This window comes from Stappia sp. P2PMeth1 (genome assembly GCF_900185735.1).
In the GTDB taxonomy this organism is placed as follows: domain Bacteria; phylum Pseudomonadota; class Alphaproteobacteria; order Rhizobiales; family Stappiaceae; genus Stappia.
This window is the reverse complement of sequence record NZ_FYAW01000022.1, coordinates 561,400-583,541: the sequence shown is the minus strand read 5'-3', so window position 1 is coordinate 583,541 and position 22,142 is coordinate 561,400. Positions and strand designations below refer to the sequence as shown.

At 69.9% G+C, this 22,142-nt stretch carries 15 protein-coding genes and 1 pseudogene; 7 read left to right on the top strand and 9 right to left on the bottom strand.

Going from position 1 to position 22,142, the window contains the following annotated elements:
- The first annotated feature begins 33 nt into the window (after positions 1 to 33).
- Positions 34 to 1,719, top strand: a complete 1,686-nt coding sequence (locus P2PM1_RS18245; protein WP_186400017.1) for a CYTH and CHAD domain-containing protein — start codon at positions 34 to 36, stop codon at positions 1,717 to 1,719.
- 39 nt (positions 1,720 to 1,758) lie between these two features.
- On the opposite strand, the gene P2PM1_RS18240 is transcribed toward P2PM1_RS18245, so the two are convergent.
- Positions 1,759 to 4,764 carry an AsmA family protein gene (locus tag P2PM1_RS18240; protein WP_186400016.1) on the bottom strand — a complete coding sequence of 1,002 codons (3,006 nt, stop codon included), beginning with the start codon at positions 4,762 to 4,764 and terminating at the stop codon, positions 1,759 to 1,761.
- Between the two features lie 180 nt (positions 4,765 to 4,944).
- Here P2PM1_RS18240 and P2PM1_RS18235 point away from each other — a divergent pair, with 180 nt between their 5' ends.
- The 3 genes from P2PM1_RS18235 (at position 4,945) to asnB (ending at position 8,296) form a co-directional block, all read left to right on the top strand.
- Positions 4,945 to 5,433, top strand: coding sequence for a TerB family tellurite resistance protein (locus tag P2PM1_RS18235; RefSeq protein WP_186400015.1), 489 nt, complete (start codon positions 4,945 to 4,947; stop codon positions 5,431 to 5,433).
- Positions 5,434 to 5,481: 48 nt separating this feature from the next.
- The gene (locus P2PM1_RS18230; RefSeq protein WP_186400014.1) at positions 5,482 to 6,252 is read left to right on the top strand and encodes a glutamine amidotransferase; all 771 of its coding nucleotides are present in this window, start codon (positions 5,482 to 5,484) and stop codon (positions 6,250 to 6,252) included.
- Positions 6,253 to 6,340: 88 nt separating this feature from the next.
- A complete protein-coding gene (asnB, locus tag P2PM1_RS18225) occupies positions 6,341 to 8,296 on the top strand; it encodes an asparagine synthase (glutamine-hydrolyzing) (RefSeq protein ID WP_186400013.1) in 1,956 nt (651 codons plus the stop codon).
- Positions 8,297 to 9,009: 713 nt separating this feature from the next.
- Here the strand turns inward: asnB and alc are convergent.
- From alc to P2PM1_RS18210, 3 genes and pseudogenes are all read right to left on the bottom strand, one after another.
- Positions 9,010 to 10,023 (bottom strand): allantoicase, encoded by a 1,014-nt coding sequence (gene alc, locus P2PM1_RS18220; RefSeq protein ID WP_186400012.1) that lies wholly within the window; start codon positions 10,021 to 10,023, stop codon positions 9,010 to 9,012.
- A 96-nt stretch (positions 10,024 to 10,119) separates the two neighbouring features.
- Positions 10,120 to 10,662, bottom strand: a pseudogene (gene uraD, locus P2PM1_RS18215) (2-oxo-4-hydroxy-4-carboxy-5-ureidoimidazoline decarboxylase); the annotation flags it as partial.
- Between the two features lie 413 nt (positions 10,663 to 11,075).
- Positions 11,076 to 11,996, bottom strand: coding sequence for a LysR family transcriptional regulator (locus P2PM1_RS18210; protein ID WP_186400010.1), 921 nt, complete (start codon positions 11,994 to 11,996; stop codon positions 11,076 to 11,078).
- A gap of 205 nt (positions 11,997 to 12,201) precedes the next feature.
- Here P2PM1_RS18210 and P2PM1_RS18205 point away from each other — a divergent pair, with 205 nt between their 5' ends.
- The 3 genes from P2PM1_RS18205 (at position 12,202) to P2PM1_RS18195 (ending at position 15,108) form a co-directional block, all read left to right on the top strand.
- Positions 12,202 to 13,440 (top strand): urate hydroxylase PuuD, encoded by a 1,239-nt coding sequence (locus P2PM1_RS18205; RefSeq protein WP_186400080.1) that lies wholly within the window; start codon positions 12,202 to 12,204, stop codon positions 13,438 to 13,440.
- Positions 13,441 to 13,586: 146 nt separating this feature from the next.
- Positions 13,587 to 14,417 (top strand): MipA/OmpV family protein, encoded by an 831-nt coding sequence (locus P2PM1_RS18200; protein ID WP_186397628.1) that lies wholly within the window; start codon positions 13,587 to 13,589, stop codon positions 14,415 to 14,417.
- A 28-nt stretch (positions 14,418 to 14,445) separates the two neighbouring features.
- Positions 14,446 to 15,108 (top strand): DNA-3-methyladenine glycosylase, encoded by a 663-nt coding sequence (locus tag P2PM1_RS18195; RefSeq protein WP_186400009.1) that lies wholly within the window; start codon positions 14,446 to 14,448, stop codon positions 15,106 to 15,108.
- Here P2PM1_RS18195 and P2PM1_RS18190 read toward each other — a convergent pair whose 3' ends face one another.
- The 5 genes from P2PM1_RS18190 to htpX all read right to left on the bottom strand — a co-directional run bounded on the left by P2PM1_RS18190 (position 15,109) and on the right by htpX (position 22,062).
- Positions 15,109 to 15,525 (bottom strand): YkvA family protein, encoded by a 417-nt coding sequence (locus P2PM1_RS18190; protein ID WP_186400008.1) that lies wholly within the window; start codon positions 15,523 to 15,525, stop codon positions 15,109 to 15,111.
- A 152-nt stretch (positions 15,526 to 15,677) separates the two neighbouring features.
- Entirely contained in the window at positions 15,678 to 17,294 is a 1,617-nt protein-coding gene (purH, locus tag P2PM1_RS18185) for a bifunctional phosphoribosylaminoimidazolecarboxamide formyltransferase/IMP cyclohydrolase (protein WP_186400007.1), read from the bottom strand.
- 293 nt (positions 17,295 to 17,587) lie between these two features.
- Positions 17,588 to 19,327 (bottom strand): heparinase II/III family protein, encoded by a 1,740-nt coding sequence (locus tag P2PM1_RS18180; protein WP_208985324.1) that lies wholly within the window; start codon positions 19,325 to 19,327, stop codon positions 17,588 to 17,590.
- Positions 19,328 to 19,501: 174 nt separating this feature from the next.
- Positions 19,502 to 20,917: an RsmB/NOP family class I SAM-dependent RNA methyltransferase gene (locus P2PM1_RS18175; protein WP_186400005.1), complete on the bottom strand. Its 1,416-nt coding sequence runs from the start codon at positions 20,915 to 20,917 to the stop codon at positions 19,502 to 19,504.
- Positions 20,918 to 21,051: 134 nt separating this feature from the next.
- Positions 21,052 to 22,062 (bottom strand): zinc metalloprotease HtpX, encoded by a 1,011-nt coding sequence (gene htpX, locus P2PM1_RS18170; protein WP_186400004.1) that lies wholly within the window; start codon positions 22,060 to 22,062, stop codon positions 21,052 to 21,054.
- Between the last annotated feature and the right edge of the window lie 80 nt (positions 22,063 to 22,142).

Below are 22,142 nucleotides of genomic sequence, written 5' to 3'. Positions count from 1 at the left end.
GCGGGCCGCAAGAACAAAACCACGGGCGAGGCAATGGACGCGCAGCGGGAAGTCGAACTGAAGCTGGAGCTGGCCAAGGCGGATCTGCGCAAGCTGAGGGCCGCGCCGGCCCCGCCCGGCTTCACCGCCGAGCCAGCGACGACCCGCGCCCTGCGCTCGATCTATTTCGACACGCCCGGCCATGCCCTGCGCCGGGCGAAATGGTCGCTCAGGGTGCGCCGGGTCGGGCGCAAATGGGTGCAGACGGTCAAGGCCGGCACCGGCGTCACCGGCGGCCTGTCGCGCCCGCGCGAGGCCGAGGCGGAGGTCGCCGGCCCCGCCCCCGACCTCACCCTGATCCGCGAGCCGGCGATGCGCGAGGGCCTGTGGCAGGTGATCGACGGCGAACCGCTCGCCCCCGCCTTCGAGACGGTCATGCGGCGCACCACCCGCGTCTTCCGCCGCGAGGGCGACGAGACCTGCATCGAAATGGCGCTCGATGCCGGCGAGATCCGCGCCGGCGAGGCGGTCCAGCCGCTGTTCGAGGCCGAGCTGGAGTTGAAATCCGGCGATCCCGCCGCCCTGTTCGCCCTCGCCGGCAGCCTTCCCGCCCTTGCCGGCGCCCGTTTCTCGCGGCTCAGCAAGGCCGGCCGCGGCTATGCACTGGCCGCCGGCGACGAGACCGGGACCGTGCCCGTCACCGCCTGCGAGGCCGAGCTGACCCCCTGGACCGGGCTCGCCCCGGCCTTCCGCGCCATTCTCCTGTCCTGCATGGACCAGATCGCCGGCAACCGCGACGCGGTGCTCGAGCGCGACGACCCGGAAGGGCCGCACCAGTTGCGCGTCGGCCTGCGCCGCTTGCGCAGCGCGCTGAAGGTGCATCAGCCGCTGATCGATGCCGACGAGCGGCGGGCGCTCGATGCCGCCGCCCGCGATCTCGCGCTCAGCGTCGGCGAATTGCGCGACCTCGACGTGCTGGTGGAGGAGATCGTCGAGCCGGCCATGGCCGTCGCCCGTCTCGGCCCCGACACCGCGCTTCTGGACGATGCCGGCCTCGCCCGCCGGATCGAGGCGGAGCGCCGCGCGGTGCGCAAGGCATTGCGCGAGCAGCTCGCCGGCCCCGCCGTCAACGCGCTGCTGTTCCGCCTCGGTGCGCTGGCCCATGGCGCCGGATGGCGCCAGGAAGAGCAGGACGCCGGCTGGCGCAAAGACAAGAATGGCGCCGGCTGGCGCCAGGGCGGGGACGAGGCCCCGAGAACAGACATGAAAACAGACATGACGCCAGACACGAAGGCAGACACGAAGGCGGAGGCGAAAGCGGAGGCAACCGTCGGCCCCTTCGCCGCCGAGGCGCTGGAGAAGCGCTGGAAAGCCGCCGCCCGCCTCGCCGCGCGCATCGACGAGCTGAGCCTGGAGGAGCGTCACGACCTGCGCAAGGAGCTGAAGAAGCTGCGCTATGCGGTGGAGTTCTTCCGTTCCGCCTTCCCGGCGCGCAAGGTCAAGCCGTTCCTCGCCCGCCTCAAGACCCTGCAGGATGTCTTCGGCTATCTCAACGACGTGGTGATGGCCGGCAAGCTCGCCGGGCTGATCGCCGCCGGCGACCGCAAGCCGCCGGCGGAGACGGCGCTGGCCGCCGGCTTCGTGCTCGGCTGGCACGAGGCGCGCGCCGCCCATGCCTTCGACAATGCCCGCGCCCTGTGGGACGAGACCCGCCGCGCCCGCCGCTTCTGGCGCGGCTGACCCGCCGACACGCGCCGGCTGCCGGGTGTTCGATCTCGGTTACTCGATCGGCGCGCCCTGCTGCGGCGCCTCTTCCTGGCGCTGCCGCCGGCCGATGCCGAACGAGCCGAGAAAGCCGGACGGCAGGCCGAAGCCCTGTTCCACCGCCTCCAGCACCTCCTGGTCGTCGACCTTGCCGTCGAGCACCTTCTGCACGTCGATAGTGGTGTTGCCGCCGGTCGCCCGGCTGATCGCCTCGTTGGCGGCGCCGGTCAGCGCCTCGCGCGGCGAGCGCGCCTGCTGCACCGACTTGAACAGCCCGCCGCCCAGGCTTTCGAGCTGCTTCAGCGCCGCCTGCGGGTTTTCCAGGATGCCCTTGATGTCGGGATAGATCTGCGGCCGGTCCCAGGATCCGCGCACGATCACCGGCACGCCGAGCCCTTCCAGCTCGCGCGCCTCGCCCTTGGCCAGCGGCACCGGCGCCCCGCCCTCCAGGCTCGGCACCACGCGCGGCTCCAGCCGCCAGTCCAGCATCCGCTCGGGCATGTCGACCCGGCCCGTGCCGCTCATCCGCACCAGGGGGCCGATCAGCGCCAGGTCCTCGGTCGCGGCGATGCCCCGGGTGATCGCGAAACTGGCGCCCAGCGCCGAGAAATCCGTCTTCTGCGTCTCGTTCGAGGCCCAGCCGAGCAGCGTGTCCACCGTCAGGCCGCGCACCATGCGGGGAATGTTGATGCCGCGGATCGCTCCGTCGGCGAAGTCGAAACGGGCGGTGCCGTCGAGGCCGGAGACCAGTTCGTACTGGCTGATCCCGCGCGTGCGCACATCGAGCGCACTCGTCACCCGGCCCTCGATCCAGCCGAACCCGGCGATCGCGGTCAGGAACGGGCGCGCGCTGAGATCGCTCAAGGTGAAGCGTGCCGCCAGTTCCGGCACCTGCTGCGAGCCGTCGATCACCAGCACGCCGCTGCCCTGGCCGCCATAGAGCGCCATCTCGGCAAGCTCCGCCGACAGCCGTCCGTCCGCCAGCTTGAGGTCCAGCCGGCTCGGCCCGATCTCCAGCGTGTCGCGCACGATCTGCCTGGCCGACAGCGACAGCTCCGCATCCAGCGCCTTCAGCCCCGACAGGTCGATCGGCACCCGGCTCCACGAGCTTCCTTCCGCCCCCGGCACCCGCGCCTCGCTGCGCCCGCTCCCGGCATGGTCGGTGGCGGCCCGATAGGGATCGAGCCCCAGCCGGTCGAGCTCGAGCCGCGCCGTCAGCTTCGGCCTTGCGCCGAGGCGCAACTCGCCCTCGCCGCGCCCGGTCGTGTCGTCGAGCCGGATCTGCGCGCCGGTGAAGCGCAGCCCCTGCTCGCCCGCCGCCAGCCGGCCGGAGAAGGAGAACGGGCCGAGCCCGCCGCCCGGCGCCAGCGGCGTGCCGAGCCATGCGGCCAGCGCGCGCAAGTCCCGCGTTTCCAGCACCACATTGCCGTCGACCGAGCCGGACGGCGCGACGCTGCCCTCATAGCCGATCGCCACCTGCGATCCGGCGAGCCGCAGCGTCAGCGGCGTCGGCATGCCGGCCATCGCCAGCGCCGGCGTCGCCGATCCCTCGATGCGGAAGGCATCGCCCCGCCAGGTCAGCCCGCCGCTCACCGACACCGGCGCGTCGAGGCCGGCGAAGTCGATGGCGACCGCCAGGTCCTCGATCCGCCGCGCCGCCGCATCGTCGCCGATCGGCGAGGGCAGCGACAGGCCGGAAATGCCGCCGCCGGCCAGCGACAGCCGGCCCGAGGCGTCGAGCGATCCGAGCAGCGCCGCGGTGTCCGCGCCGCGCGCGGCAAAGCGCAGCGATCCGCCCAGCGTGCCGCGCGCCTCCTCGCCGCGTCCGGCCAGCGCCAGCAGCGTCTCCAGCCGCGCCTCGGCGATCTCCAGCCGGCCGCTCACCTCCGGCTCGCCGGCCAGCGCGACGGTCGCCGTCGAGCGCAGGCTCGCGCCGGCCAGTTGCGCCTCCAGCGCGCTGATCTCGATGGTCTCCGGGCTTGCCGCGACGTCCGCGCTCAGCCGATAGGCGCCCGGCTCGCGCGGCAGGCTGGTGCCGAAGGCGGCCAGCGTCGCGCCCAGTTCCTTGCCCTCGGCGGTGATCCGCAGGCGGCTGCGGTCCTGCGGCGCCACCTCGCCGACGACACGGGTCTGCGCGCCCGCCGCACTCAGCGTCAGGTCGACCGCCGAGGCGCCGCCATTGGCGAGCCGCATCGGCGCCGCCACCGTTCCGGCAAGCTGCATCGCCACGCCGCGAAACCCGAGCCCGCCCTCCAGCGTCAGCGCGTCGGAGAGCGAGGGCAGGCTCAGCACCAGGTTGAGATTGTCCGCCTCGTGGCGGGTGCCGTCGCGGCGGTCGGAATAGATCAGCCGGCCGCCGGCGATTTCCAGCCGGTCGACGCCGATGCGCGCCAGCGCCATGCCGTCGCGGGCGATGTCGCCGATGGCCGGCGCCGCGCCCTCCGCCGGCACCCGCGCTTCGCTGCCCGCCGCCGCCACCGTTGCCGCCCGCGTCTGCGGCGCCGTCTCGCCATTGCTGTCGGCGATCGCCTGCGTCGCCGCGCTCCAGCGGTCGGCCGGGAAGCCGCCCGAATTGCCGCCCGAACGGCTGCCCGACGTGCTGGCGCCGGTATCGTTCGTTGCCACCGCCGCCGCCCGTGCCGGCATCTCGGCAGCCCAGTTCGGCCGCCCCGCCTCGTCGATCTCGATGCTGACCACCGGCGCGTCGAGCCGCACATGGGTCAGGCGGATGTCGCCGCCGAACAGGCCCTGCCAGGCGAGGCCGAAATCCACCGTGCCGGCGCGCAGGATCTCCCCCGCCCCGCCGGCGGCGATGCCGACATTCTCCGCGCTCATCCGGAAGCCGGGCAGCAAGGACAGGCCGACCGGCCCGTCGAGGCGCAGCCGCCAGCCGGTCCGCTCCTCGATCTGGCTCACCAGTTCGTCGCGGATCGCATCCTTGGGCAGGAGCAGCGGCACCACGAAGGCGGTGGCCAGCAGGAGGAAGAGCAGGCTGCCAAGGCCCGCGAGCGCGCGTTTCAAACCAGGTCTCCCGATGGACGAATCAGCGCCAGTCTACGCCAAAGCGTGTCGACAGAATGGCGCGATCGCCCGCGCGGCAAAGGGTTCGCCGCGGCGGCTGCGGGTCGGGACCAGTGCGGCATGGACATTTTCCGCCGGATTGCCGATGCTGGCCCGGTTGCGGACGGCACCGGAGGGGATATGTTTTCGGCTTTGAAGCGGTTTCTGCGCGGCGCGGTGACGGGCGAAAGCGGCGAGCTCGTCTTCGCCGAGGACGACCATCGCCTTGCGGCGGCGGCCTTGCTCGTGCATGTGATTTCCGTCGACGGCGTCGTCGACGACGCGGAGCGGACGGCGCTGACCGAGGTGCTGCGCGCCAATTACCAGTTGACCCCCGAGATGACCGGCGACCTGATCAAGGCCGCGACCCGGCGCGACAACGAGGCGGTCGACCTCTACGGCTTCACCTCGGTGCTCAAGCGCAGCCTCGACCTGGAGGGGCGGCTGAAGATCATCGAGATGATGTGGGAGCTGGTCTATGCCGACGGCGTCGTCCACGAATTCGAGGACAACACGATCTGGCGCGTCGCCGAACTGCTCGGCATTTCCTCGCGCGACCGGCTGGCCCTGCGCCGCAAGGTCGCCGGCGATGCCCCCACCGGCTCCGTCGAGGGGGCCGACGATGCCTGACCGGCTGCCCTCTCGACGCCCTGCCGCATTGCGATATAAACTGGCGACATGATCCCCGATCCCAAAGAGCCGGCCGAACGACCGAAGGTGCTCGTCGTCCTGCATCAGGAGACGTCGACGCCCGGCCGTGTCGGGCAGGAGTTGCTGCGCCGGGGCTTTGCCCTCGACATCCGCCGGCCGCGCTTCGGCGACCTCCTGCCGGAGACCCTCGCCGGCCATGCCGGCGTCGTCGTCTTCGGCGGGCCGATGAGCGCCAACGACACCGACGCCTTCATCGCCCGCGAGACCGACTGGCTCGACGTGCCGCTGCGCGAGGAAAAGCCGTTCCTCGGCATCTGCCTCGGCGCCCAGATGCTGGCGCGCAATCTCGGCGCCCGCGTCTACGGCCATGACGACGGGCTCGTCGAGATCGGCTATTACGACCTGGAAGCGACCGAGGCCGGCAGGCAGTTGCTGCCGAAATGGCCGGGCAAGGTCTATCAGTGGCACCGCGAGGGCTTCGACCTGCCCGCCGGCGCCGAACTGCTCGCCACCGGCGACACCTATCCCAACCAGGCGATCCGCGTCGGCCCCTGCGCCTATGGCATCCAGTTCCATCCCGAGCTGACCTATCAGATGATGGTGCGCTGGACGACGCGCGGCGCCCCGCGCATGGCCCTGCCCGGCGCCCGCAACCGGCGCGACCATTTCGCCGGCCGCTTCGCCTTCGATCCGGCGGTGAAGGCCTGGCTCGACGCCTTCCTCGACCGCTGGATCGGCCGCGCCGACACCTGCACGTCCGCCCAGAGTGCCCCCCAGATGACCCAGGCGGCCGAGTAGGGCGGCCGGCCGCCGCTCGCTCGTTGCTGTCTTCGCCCCGTCTCGTCACTGTCTCGCCTTTATCGCTGTCTCGCTGGAGCGCCTTTCGATGTGCGGAATTGCCGGCATCTATGCCCCTCTCGGCTCGCCCGCCCTCGAGCCCGCCGCGCTTGCCGCCATGGGCGAGGCGATCCGCCATCGCGGCCCAGACGCCGGCGACATCTGGCGCGACATGGAGGCCGGCATCGGCCTCGTCCATCGCCGCCTGTCGATCCTCGACCTCAGCCCGGCCGGCGCCCAGCCGATGCATTCGCCCTGCGGCCGCTACGTCATCTCCTACAATGGCGAGATCTACAATTACCTCGATCTGCGCCGCGAATTGGAGGAGGCCGGCCTTGCGCCCGACTGGCGCGGCCATTCCGACACCGAGGTGCTGCTCGCCGGCATCCGCGCATGGGGCCTTGCCGAGACCCTGAAGCGCACCGCCGGCATGTTCGCCATCGCCCTGTGGGACCGCGAGCGCCGGGTGCTGTCGCTTTCCCGCGACCGCTTCGGCGAGAAGCCGCTGCATGTCGGCCTGTTCGGCGGCGAGATCGCCTTCGCCTCGGAGATCAAGGCGCTGCGCACCCATCCCGCCTGGACCGGCGAGATCGACCGCCAGGCCATCGCCCTGTGCCTGCGCCACGGCTACATTCCCGCCCCGCGCACCGCCTTCACCCAGGCGGTGAAGATCGCGCCCGGTACCATCGTCGAGATCGACGCCGGCGCGCTCGCCCCCGAGCGCTGGCGCGTCACCCCCTGGTGGGACACGCTGGAAGAGGCGCGCATCGCCCGCCGCAACCGCTTTTCGGGGAGCGACCAGGAAGCCGTCGACCAGCTCGACGAACTGCTGCGCGCCTCCGTCGCCCGGCAGATGATTTCCGACGTGCCGCTCGGCGCCTTCCTGTCGGGCGGCATCGATTCCTCCACCATCGCGGCGATGATGCAGTCGCTGAGCGCCGTGCCGGTCGAGACCTTCTCCCTCGGCTTCCACGACAAGGCCACCAACGAGGCGGAGTTCGCCCGCGCCGTGGCAAACCACCTCGGCACCCGCCACAACGAGATCTATCTCACCGGCGAGGAGGCGCGCGACCTCGTCGACGAGATGCCGGACGTCTATGACGAGCCCTTCACCGACCAGTCGCAACTGCCGACCTACATGGTCGCCCGCTTCGCCCGCACCCGGGTCACCGTCAGCCTGTCGGGCGATGCTGCCGACGAGTTATTTGCCGGCTATGGACGTTACCATTCCATCGACCGGCAGTGGCAGGGCACGCTTTCGGCCCGCATCGGCCGCGCCGCCCGCCGCGCCTATGTCTCGGCCCAGCTTGCCGGCATCGTCGCCCCGGCCGAGCGGCTCGGCCTGTCGCGGATCGGGCGCAAGAGCCCGGCCGGCCTGCGCCTGCGGCTGGAGGAAAAGCTCGCCGGCCTCACCGCCCGCTCGGCGGTCGCCGCCTATGAGCGCAAGTTCACGCTGATGGACACCGCCCACCGACTGGTGCCGGGCAGCGCGCGCGAGACCCATCCGCTCGCCGACACGGTGGCGCAGGAAACCGGCTGGAGCGTGCTGGAACAGGCAAGCCTGCTCGACCTCGTCCACTACCTGCCCGACGACATCCTGGTGAAGGTCGACCGCGCGGCGATGGCCCATGCGCTGGAAACCCGCGTCCCCTTCCTCGATCCGGCCGTCGTGCGCTTCGCCCTGTCGCTGCCCGACCGGGTGCGGCTGATGGGCGGCCAGCGCAAGGGCGTGGTCAGGCAGGTGCTCGGCCGCTATGTTCCCGCCGCCCTGTGGGACCGGCCGAAGCGCGGCTTCGGCATCCCGAGCGCCGACTGGCTCAAGGGCCCGCTGCGCCCGCTCGCCGAGGACATGTTCTCATCCGCGCAGATCGCCCGCCTCGGCCTGCTGGACGAGGAGCTGGTGCGCCTGTTCTGGGAGGATTTCCTCGCCGGCGACCGCCGCCGCGCCAACATGGTCTGGGCGATGTTCGTGGTGCAGCTCACCCTCTCGCGCCACACGCGCTAAAGGGCGCGAAAACACGCCGCCAGGAAACCCCACACTCCGCTGTCGTCCCGGTTCCGGCGCAGCCGGAGACCGGGAACCAGTAACCCCGAACGGTTCGGTTCAAGCCGAGGCGCTGCCGCGAGTGCCCTCGCCCGCCCTCGCACCGCCCTCGCGGTTCGTCATCCCGGGCAAGCGAAGCGCGACCCGGGACCGGCGAGCCGGGGGCCTGACGAAGGCACTCCCGAAAGGCACCACGACCGCCGTGCCTCCCCGGTCCCGGATCTTCGGCCTTCGGCCTCGTCCGGGAAGACGCGAGGAGAGGGTGGAGCGACAGACACCCGCTCCCGTCATGCCGGACCGCAGGGCGCGACAGCGCCATCGCGTGATCCGGCATCCAGATGTCAGTCGCGGGCGCCAGCCCGCGTCTCCACTGCGTCGAAGGATATAGGGATACGCGCCTGCGGCGCGACTGATCCGCTGGATTCCGGATCCGGCCATGCGGCTGCGCCGCAGGCCCGTCCGGAATGACGGAGACTGCAGCAACGGTCACGCGCGCCCTTCTCCCCCCTTGAGGGGGAGATGTCGGCGCAGCCGACAGAGGGGGGTGAGCAGCACCTGCGACGGAGCGCACCCCGACCGCCGTGCCTCCCCGGTCCCGGATCTTCGGCCTTCGGCCTCGTCCGGGAAGACGCGAGGAGAGGCATTCGCGTACAAGCCTCAGCGGAAAAACCCCCTCAGGCGAGGCGGCCGAACAGCCGCAGCCGGCTGATGCCGCCGTCGGGATGGATGTTGAGGCGCACATGGGTGACCGGGCCGAGCGGTCGCACCGCCTCCGCGCCGATCTCGTGGATTGCGTCGGCGGAGAGTTTCGTGCGCCCGACCAGTTCCTCCCAGAACATCGACGACGTGACGATGGCCCGGTCGAGATCGCCGGTCATGCCGGCAAGATCGGCCGCCTGCATCGAGCAGCTTTCCGGGAAATTGCCCTTGTAGAAGGCCGTGTCGACGCTGGCCCGCCCGATGATGCCGCGCGCGCCGAGCTCGACGATGATCCAGTCGTGCCCCGGCTCGCGGCGCCGGCGGGTCTCCCAGCCGTCGCCCATGTTGAGCCCGCGCCCCGGCGCCAGCATGCGGTGATAGGCGCCGTAATGCGCATCGGAAAACGCGACGATCCGCGCCCCGTTCAGCGCCGAGGCAAGGTCCAGTTCCGCGGCGCCCGCCGCCTGCCGGTCGAGCTCCGGCCGGCCATAGACGCGCAGCCGCGCGACGCCGCCATCGGGATGGATGTGCAGCCGCACATGGGTCCACACGCCGGCGTCGAGACAAGTGAAATAGTGATGGGCGCTCGGTCCGAGCGGCGACATCGGCAGCAGTTCGGTCCACCGGGTCCCTGCGTCCGGCTCGCCGGCGCAAGCGGCTGCCTCGATGCGGCAGGCCGGCGGGTAGTTGCCGGTGAAATGCGAAGTGTCGACATCGAAGCCGGTGATCCGGCCGCGCACGGCGAGGCGCACCACCGCGATATCGTGGCCCGCCCCCCGGCGGCGGCGCGATTCCCAGCCGTCCATCCACTTGCCGTTGTCGTCGTAGCGATCCGGATAGAACACCGCCGCATCGTCCGCGAGCATCCGCGAGACCTCGGCGAAGAAGTCGTCGGTGACCGACACCGCCGCGGCCCCAAGGCCGGCGGAGGCGAGGTTGATGTCCTTGCGGGCGAAGTCCGGACGGCTGTCCGGCTGAGGAGACGTCATGACAGGGTCCTTCAGGTTAAGGCGCGCGGGCGGCGCGCTGAAACGCAGACACGGGCGCGCGGGCCGCGCGCCGAAAGGGCGAACCGAAAACCCGGCTCAGCCGGGAACGAGATCCTTGAGCCGCAGCAGCGCGATCCGCTCCACCTGGGCACAGGCGGTCGCAAACTCGGCAGCCCGGTCGTTGCCGACGCGCGCCTCGAAATTTTCCAGGATCTCCGCCTTGCTGCGGCCCTTCACCGCCAGGATGAAGGGAAAGCCGAAGCGGGAGGTGTAAGCCTCGTTGAGGGCGGTGAAGCGGGCGCGCTCCGCATCGGTCAGCGCGTCGAGCCCGGCGGAGGCCTGCTCGCCGGCGGACTCCGCCGTCAGGCGCTTGGCCGCCGCCAGCTTGCCGGCAAGATCGGGATGCGCCCGCAGCACACCGAGCCGCTCGTCCTCGCTCGCCGCGCGGAACTCCGCGACCAGCCGGGCATGCAGACCCTCCGCCGTGTCGGCGTCCGGTTCCGCCCCCTTGGCCAGCCCCTTCGCCAGGGCCCGCTCGGCGATCCACGGCGAGTGCTCGAAGACCCCGCCGAACCGGGCGAGAAAGGCGGCGCGGTCCAAGCTTGAGGGACGCGTCGCGGAAGACGGATCGGGATGCTCGCTGACGGTCACGGATGGGTTCTCCGGATGGGTTGGTCTATTGGTAATGCAAAACAATGACCTTCTCTTTCAAAATTTTCTTGAAAGACATGTCCGCCGCGCCGCGGCTTGCGGAGCTGCGCGGAATGCCCCCAAGAGCGACCCGCACTTGTCCCCGTTTGCGCGAGAGTGATGCGAGTTTGCGACGGATTTTGCGCAGCTTTCTCGAAATCTCGCAAAATCCGCGTCAAATTCGCGCAAATTCCGCCGATCTCTGCACGACTTTCAACCGGATTCCGGTTCTTTTCGGGGCAGACGGGGATAGATTCGGCCCGCTTTTGCCCCCTCACCGGCAGGAAAACGCCCCGTGGCGCCGATTTGTGCCCACGCCCCCCCGGGTCCGGCATGCAGCCGATCCCCGCTCAGTCCCCTCCTCAGTCTCCGGCAAGGGCGGCATCGACCGCCGCCTTGCAGCCCGCCGTCACGAAGTCGATGAACAGGCGGATCTTCGGGTCCTGGTAGCGCTTGTGCGGATAGAGGCAGGCGAGTTGCACCGGCAGCGGCGGCGTCGTGCGGCAGACCTCGACCAGCCGCCCGGCGCGCAGGTGATGCGCCACCTCGAACAGCGGCTTGTTGACGATGCCGCAGCCGGCAAGTGCCCAATCGGTGAGCACGTCGCCGTCGTCGGATTCGAACGGCCCCGACACTTCATGGCGCTCCGGCCCGTCCGGACCCTGGAGCGTCCAGTTGAATTCGCTGGTGCCGGGAAAGCGCAGCAGCAGGCAGGAATGGCGGCCGCGCACCAGTTCCGCGCCGCTCTCCGGCGTGCCATGGGCGGCCAGATAGTCGGGCGCGGCGCACAGCACCCGCGCGCAGTCGACGACGGGGCGCATCTTCAGGGCCGAATCGGCCGGCTGGCCCAGCACGAAGGCGATATCCAGCCCCTCGCCCAGCACATCGACCTTGCGGTCGGAGAGCCGCAGCCGCACGTCGATATCCGGATATTCCGCCTTGAAGGCCGGGATCAACGGCGCCACCAGCCGCCGACCGAGACCGAGCGGGGCGGCGACGAAGATCGAGCCGCGCGGATGGCGGGCGACATCGGCCACCGCCGCCTCCGCCTCCTCGATGGCGTCGAGGATCTTCACCGCGCCCTTGTAGAAGATCGCCCCGTGCTCGGTCGGCGTCAGCTTGCGCGTGGTGCGGTTGAACAGGCGCACGCCGAGATGCTTTTCCAGCTCGCCGATGCGGCTCGACACCACCGCCGGCGAGACCCGCTGGTCGCGCGCCGCCGCCGACATCGAGCCGAGATCGACAGCCCGCACGAAAACCCGGAGAGTGTTCACATAGGACATGGGCGGCTCGTATCGCTTTCAAGAAATTCTTGATAGTGATCGAAGCATATCGCGACTTTTTTGCAAATCGCGGATCTGCCACTCTCGCGCGACATCCGGCAGCGTGCGGCCTGAGGACGACGGGCGGACGGCTGGCACGTTTCGTGATTGGAATTGACGCGCAGCCGGCGCGCGGTGCGGCTCGGGCGCCCCAGGGAGGGAGAGAATCATGGAAGTGGCGATTGCCTGGGACTGGCTGTCCTTCGCCTTGCGCTGGCTGCATGTGGTGACGGCGATCGCCTGGATCGGCTCGTCCTTCTATTTCATCGCCCTCGATCTCGGCTTGCGCAAGGCGCCCGACCTTCCCCCTGGCGCCCATGGCGAGGAATGGCAGGTGCATGGCGGCGGCTTCTACCACATCCGCAAGTATCTGGTGGCGCCCGCCACCCTTCCCGAGCACCTGACCTGGTTCAAGTGGGAGAGCTACGCCACCTGGCTTTCGGGCTTCGCGCTGATGTGCGTCGTCTACTATGCCGGCGCCGATCTCTACATGATCGACCCCTCCGTGATGGAGCTGTCGCGGCCGGGCGCCATCGCGCTCTCCATCGCCTCGATCGCCTTCGGCTGGATCGCCTACGACCTGCTCTGCCGCTCGCCGCTCGGGCGCAGCACCACCGGGTTGATGCTGCTGCTCTACGTCGTGCTGGTCGCCATGGCCTGGGGCTACACCCAGGTCTTCACGGGGCGCGCCGCCTTCCTGCATCTCGGCGCCTTCACCGCCACCATCATGTCGGCCAACGTCTTCCTGCTGATCATCCCCAACCAGAAGAAGGTGGTCGCCGCGCTGCTGGCCGGCAAGACGCCGGACCCTTCGCTTGGCGCCCAGGCCAAGCAGCGCTCGCTGCACAACAATTACCTCACTCTCCCCGTCGTCTTTTTGATGCTGTCCAATCATTATCCCCTGGCCTTCGCGACGCAGTACAATTGGGCGATCGCCTCGCTGGTTTTTCTGATGGGCGTCACGATACGGCACTTCTTCAACACCACCCACGCCCGCAAGGAAGCACCGTGGTGGACCTGGTTCGTCACCGCCGCGCTCTTCCTCGCCGTCGTCTGGCTGTCGACCCTGCGCCCGGACGAAGAGGCGGGCGACACGGCACAGACCTATCGCCGGCTGCCGCCGCAGATCGCCCGCTTCGTCGATGACGGGCATTTCGAGGCGGCCCGCGACACGGTGCTGACGCGCTGCTCCATGTGCCATGCGGCCGAGCCCTTGTGGGAGGAAATGGCGGCAGCGCCCAAGGGCGTGCGGCTGGAAAGCGACGAGGAAATCGCCGCCCATGCCCGCGAGATCTACCTGCAGGCCGGCATCACCCATGCGATGCCGCCGGCCAACATCACCTCGATCGAGCCGGACGAGCGCGCCATCCTCGCGGCCTGGTATCGCAGCGCCACGTCCCGCTGACATCGTGTGAGGCGATGCAAGCCTGCAACAGGGCGACGCAAGCCGGTCACAATGCCGCGAAATCGCTTCTTGGTAAGGGTTCGGTCAGCTAAACCGGATTAAACAAGTCTTCTCAGACGCCGACAGCCGGAGCAGGCCCGACCGCCATGCGCAAGACCTCCCTCGTTTCCGCCCTCACCGCCGCCGCTTTCCTGGCCGGTGCGAGCCTTGCCGCTCCCTCCGCCCTTGCCCAGGACGGCATGGCGGCGCCGCAGGACATGCCGCTGCCGTCGAAGCAATATGTGATCGACGTCGGCGTCGGCGCCCTAGTCTCGCCGAAATACGAAGGCGCGGACAAGATGATGGTCTCGCCGCTGCCGATCATCTCCTTCGGCCGCTTCTATCTGCCGGGCCTCGGCCAGGTCTCGGACGGCGAGAAGACCACCCGCGGCTTCTTCGTCTTCCCCTCGATCAACTTCCTGGGCGAGCGCAAGGCCTCCGACAGCGTCAAGCTGACCGGCACCAAGAAGATCGACTGGGCGCTGGAACTGGGCCTTGGCGCCGGCTTCCGCTACGACTGGTTCAGCGCCTTCGTCGAGCTTCGCCAGGGCATGAACGGCCATACCGGCCAGGTCGGTCAGGTCGGCGCGGACATCATCCTCAATCCGATGGAGCGGCTGGAACTTGCCTTCGGCCCGCGCGCCGACTTCGCCAGCGGCAAATACATGAGCACCTATCTCGGTGTCACCGCCGCCGAGGCGGCCGCCTCGCTCGGCAACCTGACGCCCTACACGATCGGCGGCGGCTTCAAGTCCGTCGGCCTGTCCGGCCGCGCCAGCTATGCGGTCACCGACACCACCGCGCTGCATCTGCAGGCCGGCTGGGACCGCTATATCGGCGATGCCCGCAAGAGCCCGATCGTCCGCCGCGGCCACGAGAACCAGTTCTCCGTCGGCGTCGGCGTCACCTATCGCTTCGCCTTCGACCTGTTCGACTGACGAAACGACCGGGACCGGCGGCATTCCGATGCCGGATCACGGCCGCCTTCCTCCGCGCATCGACGACGAGCAGGACCTCGCCGCCGGTCTTGCCGCGCTGCTTGTCCTCGCGCCGGATCTCGGCCGCCTCGCCGCCGCCGGCGACCCGCTGCCGCTGCGCCGCCACCCGCCGACCTTCGCCGAGCTTGCCCGCATCGTCACCGCGCAGCAGGTCTCGCTGGCCAGCGCCGCCGCCATCTACGGCCGGCTGGAAACCCTGATCGTCCCGTTCGAAGCCGAAACCGTCTTGCGCCTTGGTGACGACGACCTCGGTCAGGCCGGCCTGTCGCGGGCCAAGATCGCCAGCTTTCGCACCATTGCCGAGGCCGTCGCCGGCGGCCTCGACCTCGCCGGTCTCGTCAACCTGCCGGCGGAGGAGGCCCGCGGACGCCTCGTCTCCTTGCGCGGCATCGGGCCGTGGACGGCGGATGTCTTCCTGCTGTTCTGCGCCGGGCACCCGGATGTCTTTCCCGCCGGCGACGTCGCCCTGCAGGAAGCGCTGCGCGACGCGCTGGCATTGGAGGCCCGGCCGGGAGCGCGCGAGGCGGAGCGGCTCGCCCGGCGCTGGTCGCCCTGGCGCGGCGTCGCCGCGCGGCTGCTTTGGGCGCATTACCGCCGCCTCACCGGCCGCGGCACCGGCCTGCCGGTGTGATCAGGTCCGACCGTTTTTGTTGCTGTTGCTGTTGCTGTTGTTCTTGTTCTCGTCCTTGCCGAGCGCGACACGCGCCGCCTCCCGGTGCTCCTCCCGCATATGGCTGCCGATCAGCGCCAGCACGCCGAGCAGCACGCTGGCATCATCGGTGAAGCCGATGCCGAGGATCGCATCGGGGATCAGGTCGAAGGGCATGACGAAATAGGCAAGGCCGGCGAAGATCGTGCCGCGCACGCGCACCGGCGTCGCCGGGTCGATGGCGCAGTAATAGGCGGCAATGACATCCTCCATGAACGGGATCTGCCGCGCCGCCTTGCGCGCCACCTTGAACAGGCGTGCGCCGACCCGCTCCTCGCGGCCCTCTTCGGGGCCGAGGAATTCGGGATTGATGCCGAGATCGTCGTAGCGTGCCGCCATGCCTGCCGTCTCCTTGCCGGACCTCATCAAGGTCCTGCGGACAGCCCCATCACGAGCCGTAACGGCCCGCGCCCGCCCCTTATGTGGGGCGGGCGCGGTGCATTTTCAAAGATCCGGGCGAGAAAGGCCTGAGCCGGCCGCCACGAGAGCCGTCAGTGGCGGAAGTGGCGCATGCCGGTGAAGACCATGGCAAGCCCGGCCTCGTCGGCCGCCGCGATCACGTCCGCATCGCGCATCGAACCGCCCGGCTGGATCACCGCTGTCGCCCCGGCGGCTGCCGCTGCCAGCAGACCATCGGCGAAGGGGAAGAAGGCATCGGAGGCCACCACCGAGCCGATCGTGTTCGGCCGGTCGGCACCGGCCGCCTCCGCGGCGTCCTCGGCCTTGCGCGCGGCGATGCGGGCGCTGTCGATGCGGCTCATCTGGCCGGCGCCGATGCCGGCGGTCGCGCCCTCGCGCACATAGACGATGGCGTTCGACTTGACGTGCTTGGCGACGCGGAAGGCGAACTTGAGATCGGCCATCTCCTGTTCGCTGGGCGCGCGCTTGGTCACCACCTTGAGGTCGAGATCCTCCACCGTACCGGTGTCGCGATCCTGCACCAGGAGACCGCCGGCCACCGACTTGACGATGCGGGCGCCGGCGCGCGGGTCGGCGAGGCCGCCGGTGATCAAAAGGCGCAGGTTCTTCTTGGTGGCGACGATGGCGAGCGCCTCGTCGCTGGCCTCCGGCGCGATGATCACCTCGGTGAAGATCTTGACGATCTCCTCGGCCGCGGCCGCGTCCAGCTTGCTGTTGAGCGCGACGATGCCGCCGAAGGCGGAGACCGGATCGCAGGCCAGCGCCTTCAGATAGGCCTCCTTCAGGCTCGCGCCCATCGCGACGCCGCAGGGGTTGGCGTGCTTGATGATGGCGACCGCCGGCGACACGCCCGGATCGAACTCGCTGACCAGTTCGAAGGCGGCATCCGTGTCGTTGATGTTGTTGTAGGACAGTTCCTTGCCCTGCACCTGGCGGGCGGTGGCGACGCCGAAGCGCCGCTCCGGCGTCAGGTAGAACGCCGCCTTCTGATGCGGGTTCTCGCCATAGCGCATGACGGAAGCGAGACGTCCGCCAAAGGCGACATGGGCCGGCGCGTCCTCGCCGATGGCGGCGGCGAACCAGTTGGAAACCGCCGCGTCATAGGCCGCCGTGCGGGCGAAGGCCTTCTGCGCCAGCCGCTTGCGCAGCGCCAGCGGCACCTTGCCCTCGTTCTCGCCGAGCGCCTCGATCACCTCGGCATAGTCGGCCGGATCGCTGACCATCGTCACATAGGCGTGGTTCTTGGCCGCGGCGCGGGTCATCGCCGGACCGCCGATGTCGATGTTCTCGATGGCGAGCGCGAAATCGGCGCCGGAGGCGACCGTCTCCTCGAAGGGATAGAGATTGACGCAGACGAGATCGATGCCGGTGATCCCATGCTCTTTCATCGCCGCGGCATGCTCGGCATCGTCGCGAATGGCGAGCAGCCCGCCATGCACCGCCGGATGCAGCGTCTTGACGCGCCCGTCCATGATCTCGGGAAAGCCGGTGACTTCCGAAATGTCGAGCACCGTCAGTCCGGCATCGGACAGCGTCTTGCGCGTGCCGCCGGTGGAGACCAGTTCGACGCCGAGGCCGGCCAGGGCGGTCGCGAACTCGACAAGGCCCGTCTTGTCCGAGACGGAGAGCAGCGCGCGCCTGACGCGAACGAGATCGGGAACGGGGATGCGTTTCGACACCACGGCCATTGCGGAGGGTCCTTCGGGTTTTCGGCGGGACAGTGATCTGCGTGCGCCTAGTGTGGTGAATTTGAAATACGCGTCGCTTTTGCAGCGCCCGTCAGAGCGTATTTCAAATTCGAAAACCACACTAAAAACATAAGCTTGCTAGTCACCCTTTTGAATCTGAAGTTCGTTGAGAGCATGCCGCCAAATGCGACGAACTTCAGATTCGGGTGACTAGCACGAAGCGCGGAAAACCGGAAGCCGACGAAGGGGGATTGGGTAAAAAATGCGCAAGGCGCGGCAGAAGGCCGCTCTGGCTACAGGTCCAACTCGCCGCTGGCCGTGTCGCTGACCCGCCGCCGCATCGCCCGCCCGGACGCGGTGCGGCAGAACTGCCAGGCCGCCTCCCGGCGATGGGCAAGCCGGCCGTAGAGCACGATCTGCTCGCAGCGCCGATGGCCGGAACTGTCGGAGAGATAGATGGATTCCTCGATGGCCATCTCACAGCCCGGCGCGGCGAACTCCCACGCCTCGCCATCCGGCGCCACCAGCAGGATGCCGGTACCCGAGCGGATCGAGCTGGCCTTGATCGAGGGGTGCAGGTGGAAACGGATGGCGAACTCGTGGTCGCGGCCGATCCGCCCGGTGGGCAGGAAGCGGTCGATGCCGTCCAGCACGCTGCCGTCCTGCGACAGGGTGATGTCGCGCTCGTGGACGATGCGCATGCTGTCCTGGTAGCCGTTGTGGCTGGCGACGATGCGCACGCCGGCCGGCCCCTCCTCGCGCTCCACCGGCACGCTGGTCGGCCCGGTGAGGATCGGCGCGCCGAGCCAGCCGCCGAAGCGGCTCTCCGGCAGGAAGCGGGCCGAGGAGGTGTCGTCGAGGGTGGCGGTGGAATGGGCGGCCGTTGCCCGCGAAACCGCGCGCCAGGCGCCGCGCTCGCTGTTCGACACGCCGCAATTGACGATGATGCGGGTGCGCCGCGACGACATCTCGAAGGACAGGCACCCGGCATGGGCGGTCAGGCTCAGCGCCGGCTCCGGCGGCACGCCGGTGTCCATCAGCAGTAGGGTGTCACCGCAGGCAACGCGCTGGTAGCCCGAATGCGGTGCGTTGCCCGGCGGGCCGCCGCGCGCGTCGTCATAGGCCAGGATCGTCGCGACGAGGTCCGCCGGCGTCGCGCCCATGCCGTTGAAATGCGCGAAGGTGCCGTCGCCATGGCGGAAGAAGCGGATCATCGGCATCATCCGGTCGATCGCCTGCATCACCGTCGCCGAGGCCGGCATGCCCTGCACCATCAACGCCTGGCGCACCGGCAGCAGGTCGACGAGAATATCCAGCAGCGCCGCCGGATTGCGCGAGACGTGACCACCGTCGGCGAGGATCTGGCGGGCGAGCTCCTGGTCGAGCCGGCGCAGGCTCTGGCGCACGAACCGCCCCTGCCCCGACATCGAGACGGTGGCCGCGGCAACGGCGATCGCCGCCTGCAGCCGCGGCACCCCGTCCGGCGTCTCGTTCATGGTGCGGCGCAGGTAGCGGACCTGGCGGGCGAGCGAGCGCAGGAAGCGGCGGTAGAATTCGCGGTCGCAACCCTCCAGGATCAGCGGCGACTGCGACAGCCAGGCCAGCACCCGGCGCGCCACCACCTGCTGCTCCCAGGCCGTGTGCTGCCAGTAGCCGCAGCTTCTTATCCAGTCGTCGACCAGCGCCCGCGCGTTCTGCCGCGCGACCACGGTCTCCGCCGCCTTGAGATGACGCAGCCAGCCGAACCCGTGCAGGGCGCGGGCCCAGTCGGCGGAGGGCGGCTCGACCTCGAAAGGGGACTGGCCGGAGGTCTCGACCAGTTGACCGGCGAACAGGAAGCGCCCGGCATAGATGTCGGCGGCGTTGGTGCCGTCGGCAGTGCGCAGATCCTGCGGGGCGATGATCAGCCGGGCGGGCGTGGCGGAAAACAGCCGCCAGCGGAACATCGGTCCGCCATGCACCCATCTGAGCAGGGACTGCCAGGCGGCCTGCGCGAGGAGACGCCACACCCGTGCCCGTTCGGTCACCGACATTAGCGTCACCTGTGCCACACTCCCTCCAGCGCCGCCGTCGTCGTCGTGCCGATCCCTTTCGCGAATCCACTTCGCCTGCAAATTGCAGTTTCCGGCAACAGGGTTAGCGATCCGTTACCCATTTCAGCACGATTCGAGGGATTCGCGGCGCATGCAACAGGCGTCCGGCCGGGATCAGCGACGCACGAGGCGCGCGGCGAAGAACCCGTCGAGCCCGCCGTCCTGGCGCGGCTCGCGCGGCAGCGACACCGGCAGGGTCCGCAGGTCGCCCTCCGCCGTAACCAGACCCGAGAAACCGGTCTCCGCCTCTTCGACCGGCAGGCGCGCGAAATTCGGATTGGCGGCGAGAAAGCGGGCGACGACGAGTTCTCCTTCCGCCGGCTCCAGCGAGCAGGTGCAATAGACGAGGCGCCCGCCCGGCTTCAGCCAGCCGCCTGCCCGCTCCAGCAGCAGCGCCTGGGCAGCGGCAAGGCTCGCCACATCCTCCGCCCGTCGGTTCCAGGCGACTTCCGGATGACGGCGGATCGTGCCGGTCGCCGAACAGGGCGCGTCCAGCAGGATGGCGTCGAACGGGGCGGCCGGTTCGTAGTCGGCAAGGTCGGCCGCGACCACCTCGGCGCTCAGGCCGAGCCGGGAAAGGTTCTGCGACAGCCGCTCCAGGCGGCGGGCGGAAATGTCGATGGCGGTGACGCGGCCGCCGGCCGCCGCCAGTTGCGCGGTCTTGCCGCCGGGCGCCGCGCACAGGTCGGCAACGCGCAAGCCCGCGACATCGCCGAGCAGCCGCGCCGGGATCGCCGCGGCCGCGTCCTGCACCCACCAGGCCCCGGCGTCATAGCCCTCCAGCGCTTCGATTCGCCCGCCGGGCCGGGCAAGCCGCACCGTGTTGCCGCCGATCGCCGTGCCGCCGAGCCGCTCCGCCCACCCCTGCGGGTCGGCCTTGACGGTCAGGTCGAGATTGGGCTCCAGCAGATGCATTTCGGCGATGGCCAGCGCCGCTTCCTCGCCATAGGCCTTCTGCCAGCCGGCGAACAGCCAGACCGGCGCGTTGCGCCAGGGCTGGGCGGTCGCGGCGAGCAGGTCGTCGCGCTCGGCCACCAGCCGCCGCAGCACGGCGTTGACCAGACCCTTGTAGCGGCGCGCCCGGTCGTCCGCATCGGCCAGCGCCACGGCGATGGCGACCGCCGCCCGGTCCGGCACCTCCATGAACAGCACTTGCGCGGCCGCGACATGCAGGATGTCCAGAACGATACCGGTCTTTTCCGGCACCGGCCGCTCCAGCAGCCGGCCGAGGATCGCGGCGATCTGGCCGCGCCGGCGCAGCGCCGTGCCGAGCATCGCCCGCACCAGGGCCCGGTCGCGGGCGGCCAGCGCGGCGAAGCCGGAATGGCCGCCGGTCTCCCGCAACTCGTCGTCGAGCGGCCGGCGTCCGGTCACGACCCGGCCGAGGATCTCCACCGCGGCCCGGCGCGCCGCCAGCCCCACCGTCGACGGGTCGGGCTCCCGGCGCGGGCGCGCGCCCTTTCCCCCAGGCCCCTTACGGGCACGGGCGGAGCGGGCGCGGGCGGGGCGGTCGTTGCTGTCGTCGCTCACGGGATCGGATCGTCTCAAGGGGCGGCTTGCGCTTGGCGCGCAGGGACCCGCCGCATCGGAAGGATAGCCGGTATGCCCGCAAACTGCAGGCGATCACAAGCCCTAAAGCACGGTCGAGGCGATCGGGACCCGCTTCAGCCCCAGGGGCCGCTCCGGCCCGAGCTTCCGCCGCCACTGCCCGTGTCGTCGCGGCGGCGCGTGCGCCCCCAGGGACCCGGAGGATCGCGGCGCACCGGTCCCTCGCTGGCAGGGCCGCGGCCGCCATAGGCCGCGCCAGCGCTGGAATACCCGCCCCCACCGCCCATCGAGCCGGCCATCTCCTGCAGTGCGCGGATGCGGTTCTCGGTGTTGGGATGGGTGGAGAAGAGATTGTCCATCCGCTCGCCCGACAGCGGGTTGATGATGAACATATGCGCGGTCGCCGGATTGCGCTCCGCGTCCGGATTGTGGATGCGCGCCGCGCCGCCGGCGATCTTGCCCAGCGCCGAGGCGAGCCAGATCGGGTTGCCGCAGATCTCCGCGCCCATGCGGTCGGCGGCATATTCGCGCGTGCGGCTGATCGCCATCTGCACCAGCATGGCGGCGAGCGGGGCGACGATCATCGCAACGATCACGCCGATAAAGCCGAGCGGATTGTTGTTCTCCCGGTTGCCGCCGAAGAAGAAGGCAAAATTGGCGAGCATCGAGATCGCGCCGGCAATCGTCGCCGTCAGCGTCATGATCAAGGTGTCGTGGTTCTTCACATGCGCAAGCTCATGCGCCATCACGCCGGCCACCTCTTCCTTGCTCAGGCTTTCCAGCAGGCCGGTGGTCGCGGCAACGGCGGCGTTCTGCGGATTGCGCCCGGTGGCGAAGGCATTGGGCTGCGGATTGTTGATGATATAGACCTTGGGCATCGGCAGGTCGGCGCGTGCGGCGAGCTCGCGCACCATATGGAACAGCTCCGGCGCCTGGCGCTCGTTGGCTTCCACCGCGTGGTGCATGCGCAGCACCATCTTGTCGGAATTCCAGTAGCTGAACAGGTTCATCGCCGCGGCGACGACCAGCGCGATCATCATGCCGCTTTCGCCGCCGATCAGGAAGCCGACGCCCATGAACAGCGCCGTCATCGCGGCAAGAAGCAGTGCGGTGCGGAAGTAGTTCATCTCACCTGCCTATCTGGTGATGCCTGTCTGGTAATACCCGTCTTGTCGTACCTGCCTGAGGCGCCGGGAGGGCGACAACG

Bases quoted from the DNA above. Each gene is read 5' to 3' on its own strand.
- P2PM1_RS18200 (WP_186397628.1), top strand. From the start codon at position 13,587: ATGCGCAAGACCTCCCTCGTTTCCGCCCTCACCGCCGCCGCTTTCCTG.
- P2PM1_RS18230 (WP_186400014.1), top strand. From the start codon at position 5,482: ATGATCCCCGATCCCAAAGAGCCGGCCGAACGACCGAAGGTGCTCGTC.
- P2PM1_RS18195 (WP_186400009.1), top strand. From the start codon at position 14,446: ATGCCGGATCACGGCCGCCTTCCTCCGCGCATCGACGACGAGCAGGAC.
- P2PM1_RS18235 (WP_186400015.1), top strand. From the start codon at position 4,945: ATGTTTTCGGCTTTGAAGCGGTTTCTGCGCGGCGCGGTGACGGGCGAA.
- asnB (WP_186400013.1), top strand. From the start codon at position 6,341: ATGTGCGGAATTGCCGGCATCTATGCCCCTCTCGGCTCGCCCGCCCTC.
- purH (WP_186400007.1), bottom strand. From the start codon at position 17,294: ATGGCCGTGGTGTCGAAACGCATCCCCGTTCCCGATCTCGTTCGCGTC.
- P2PM1_RS18210 (WP_186400010.1), bottom strand. From the start codon at position 11,996: ATGTCCTATGTGAACACTCTCCGGGTTTTCGTGCGGGCTGTCGATCTC.
- alc (WP_186400012.1), bottom strand. From the start codon at position 10,023: ATGACGTCTCCTCAGCCGGACAGCCGTCCGGACTTCGCCCGCAAGGAC.
- htpX (WP_186400004.1), bottom strand. From the start codon at position 22,062: ATGAACTACTTCCGCACCGCACTGCTTCTTGCCGCGATGACGGCGCTG.
- P2PM1_RS18180 (WP_208985324.1), bottom strand. From the start codon at position 19,327: ATGTCGGTGACCGAACGGGCACGGGTGTGGCGTCTCCTCGCGCAGGCC.
- P2PM1_RS18190 (WP_186400008.1), bottom strand. From the start codon at position 15,525: ATGGCGGCACGCTACGACGATCTCGGCATCAATCCCGAATTCCTCGGC.
- P2PM1_RS18245 (WP_186400017.1), top strand. From the start codon at position 34: ATGGACGCGCAGCGGGAAGTCGAACTGAAGCTGGAGCTGGCCAAGGCG.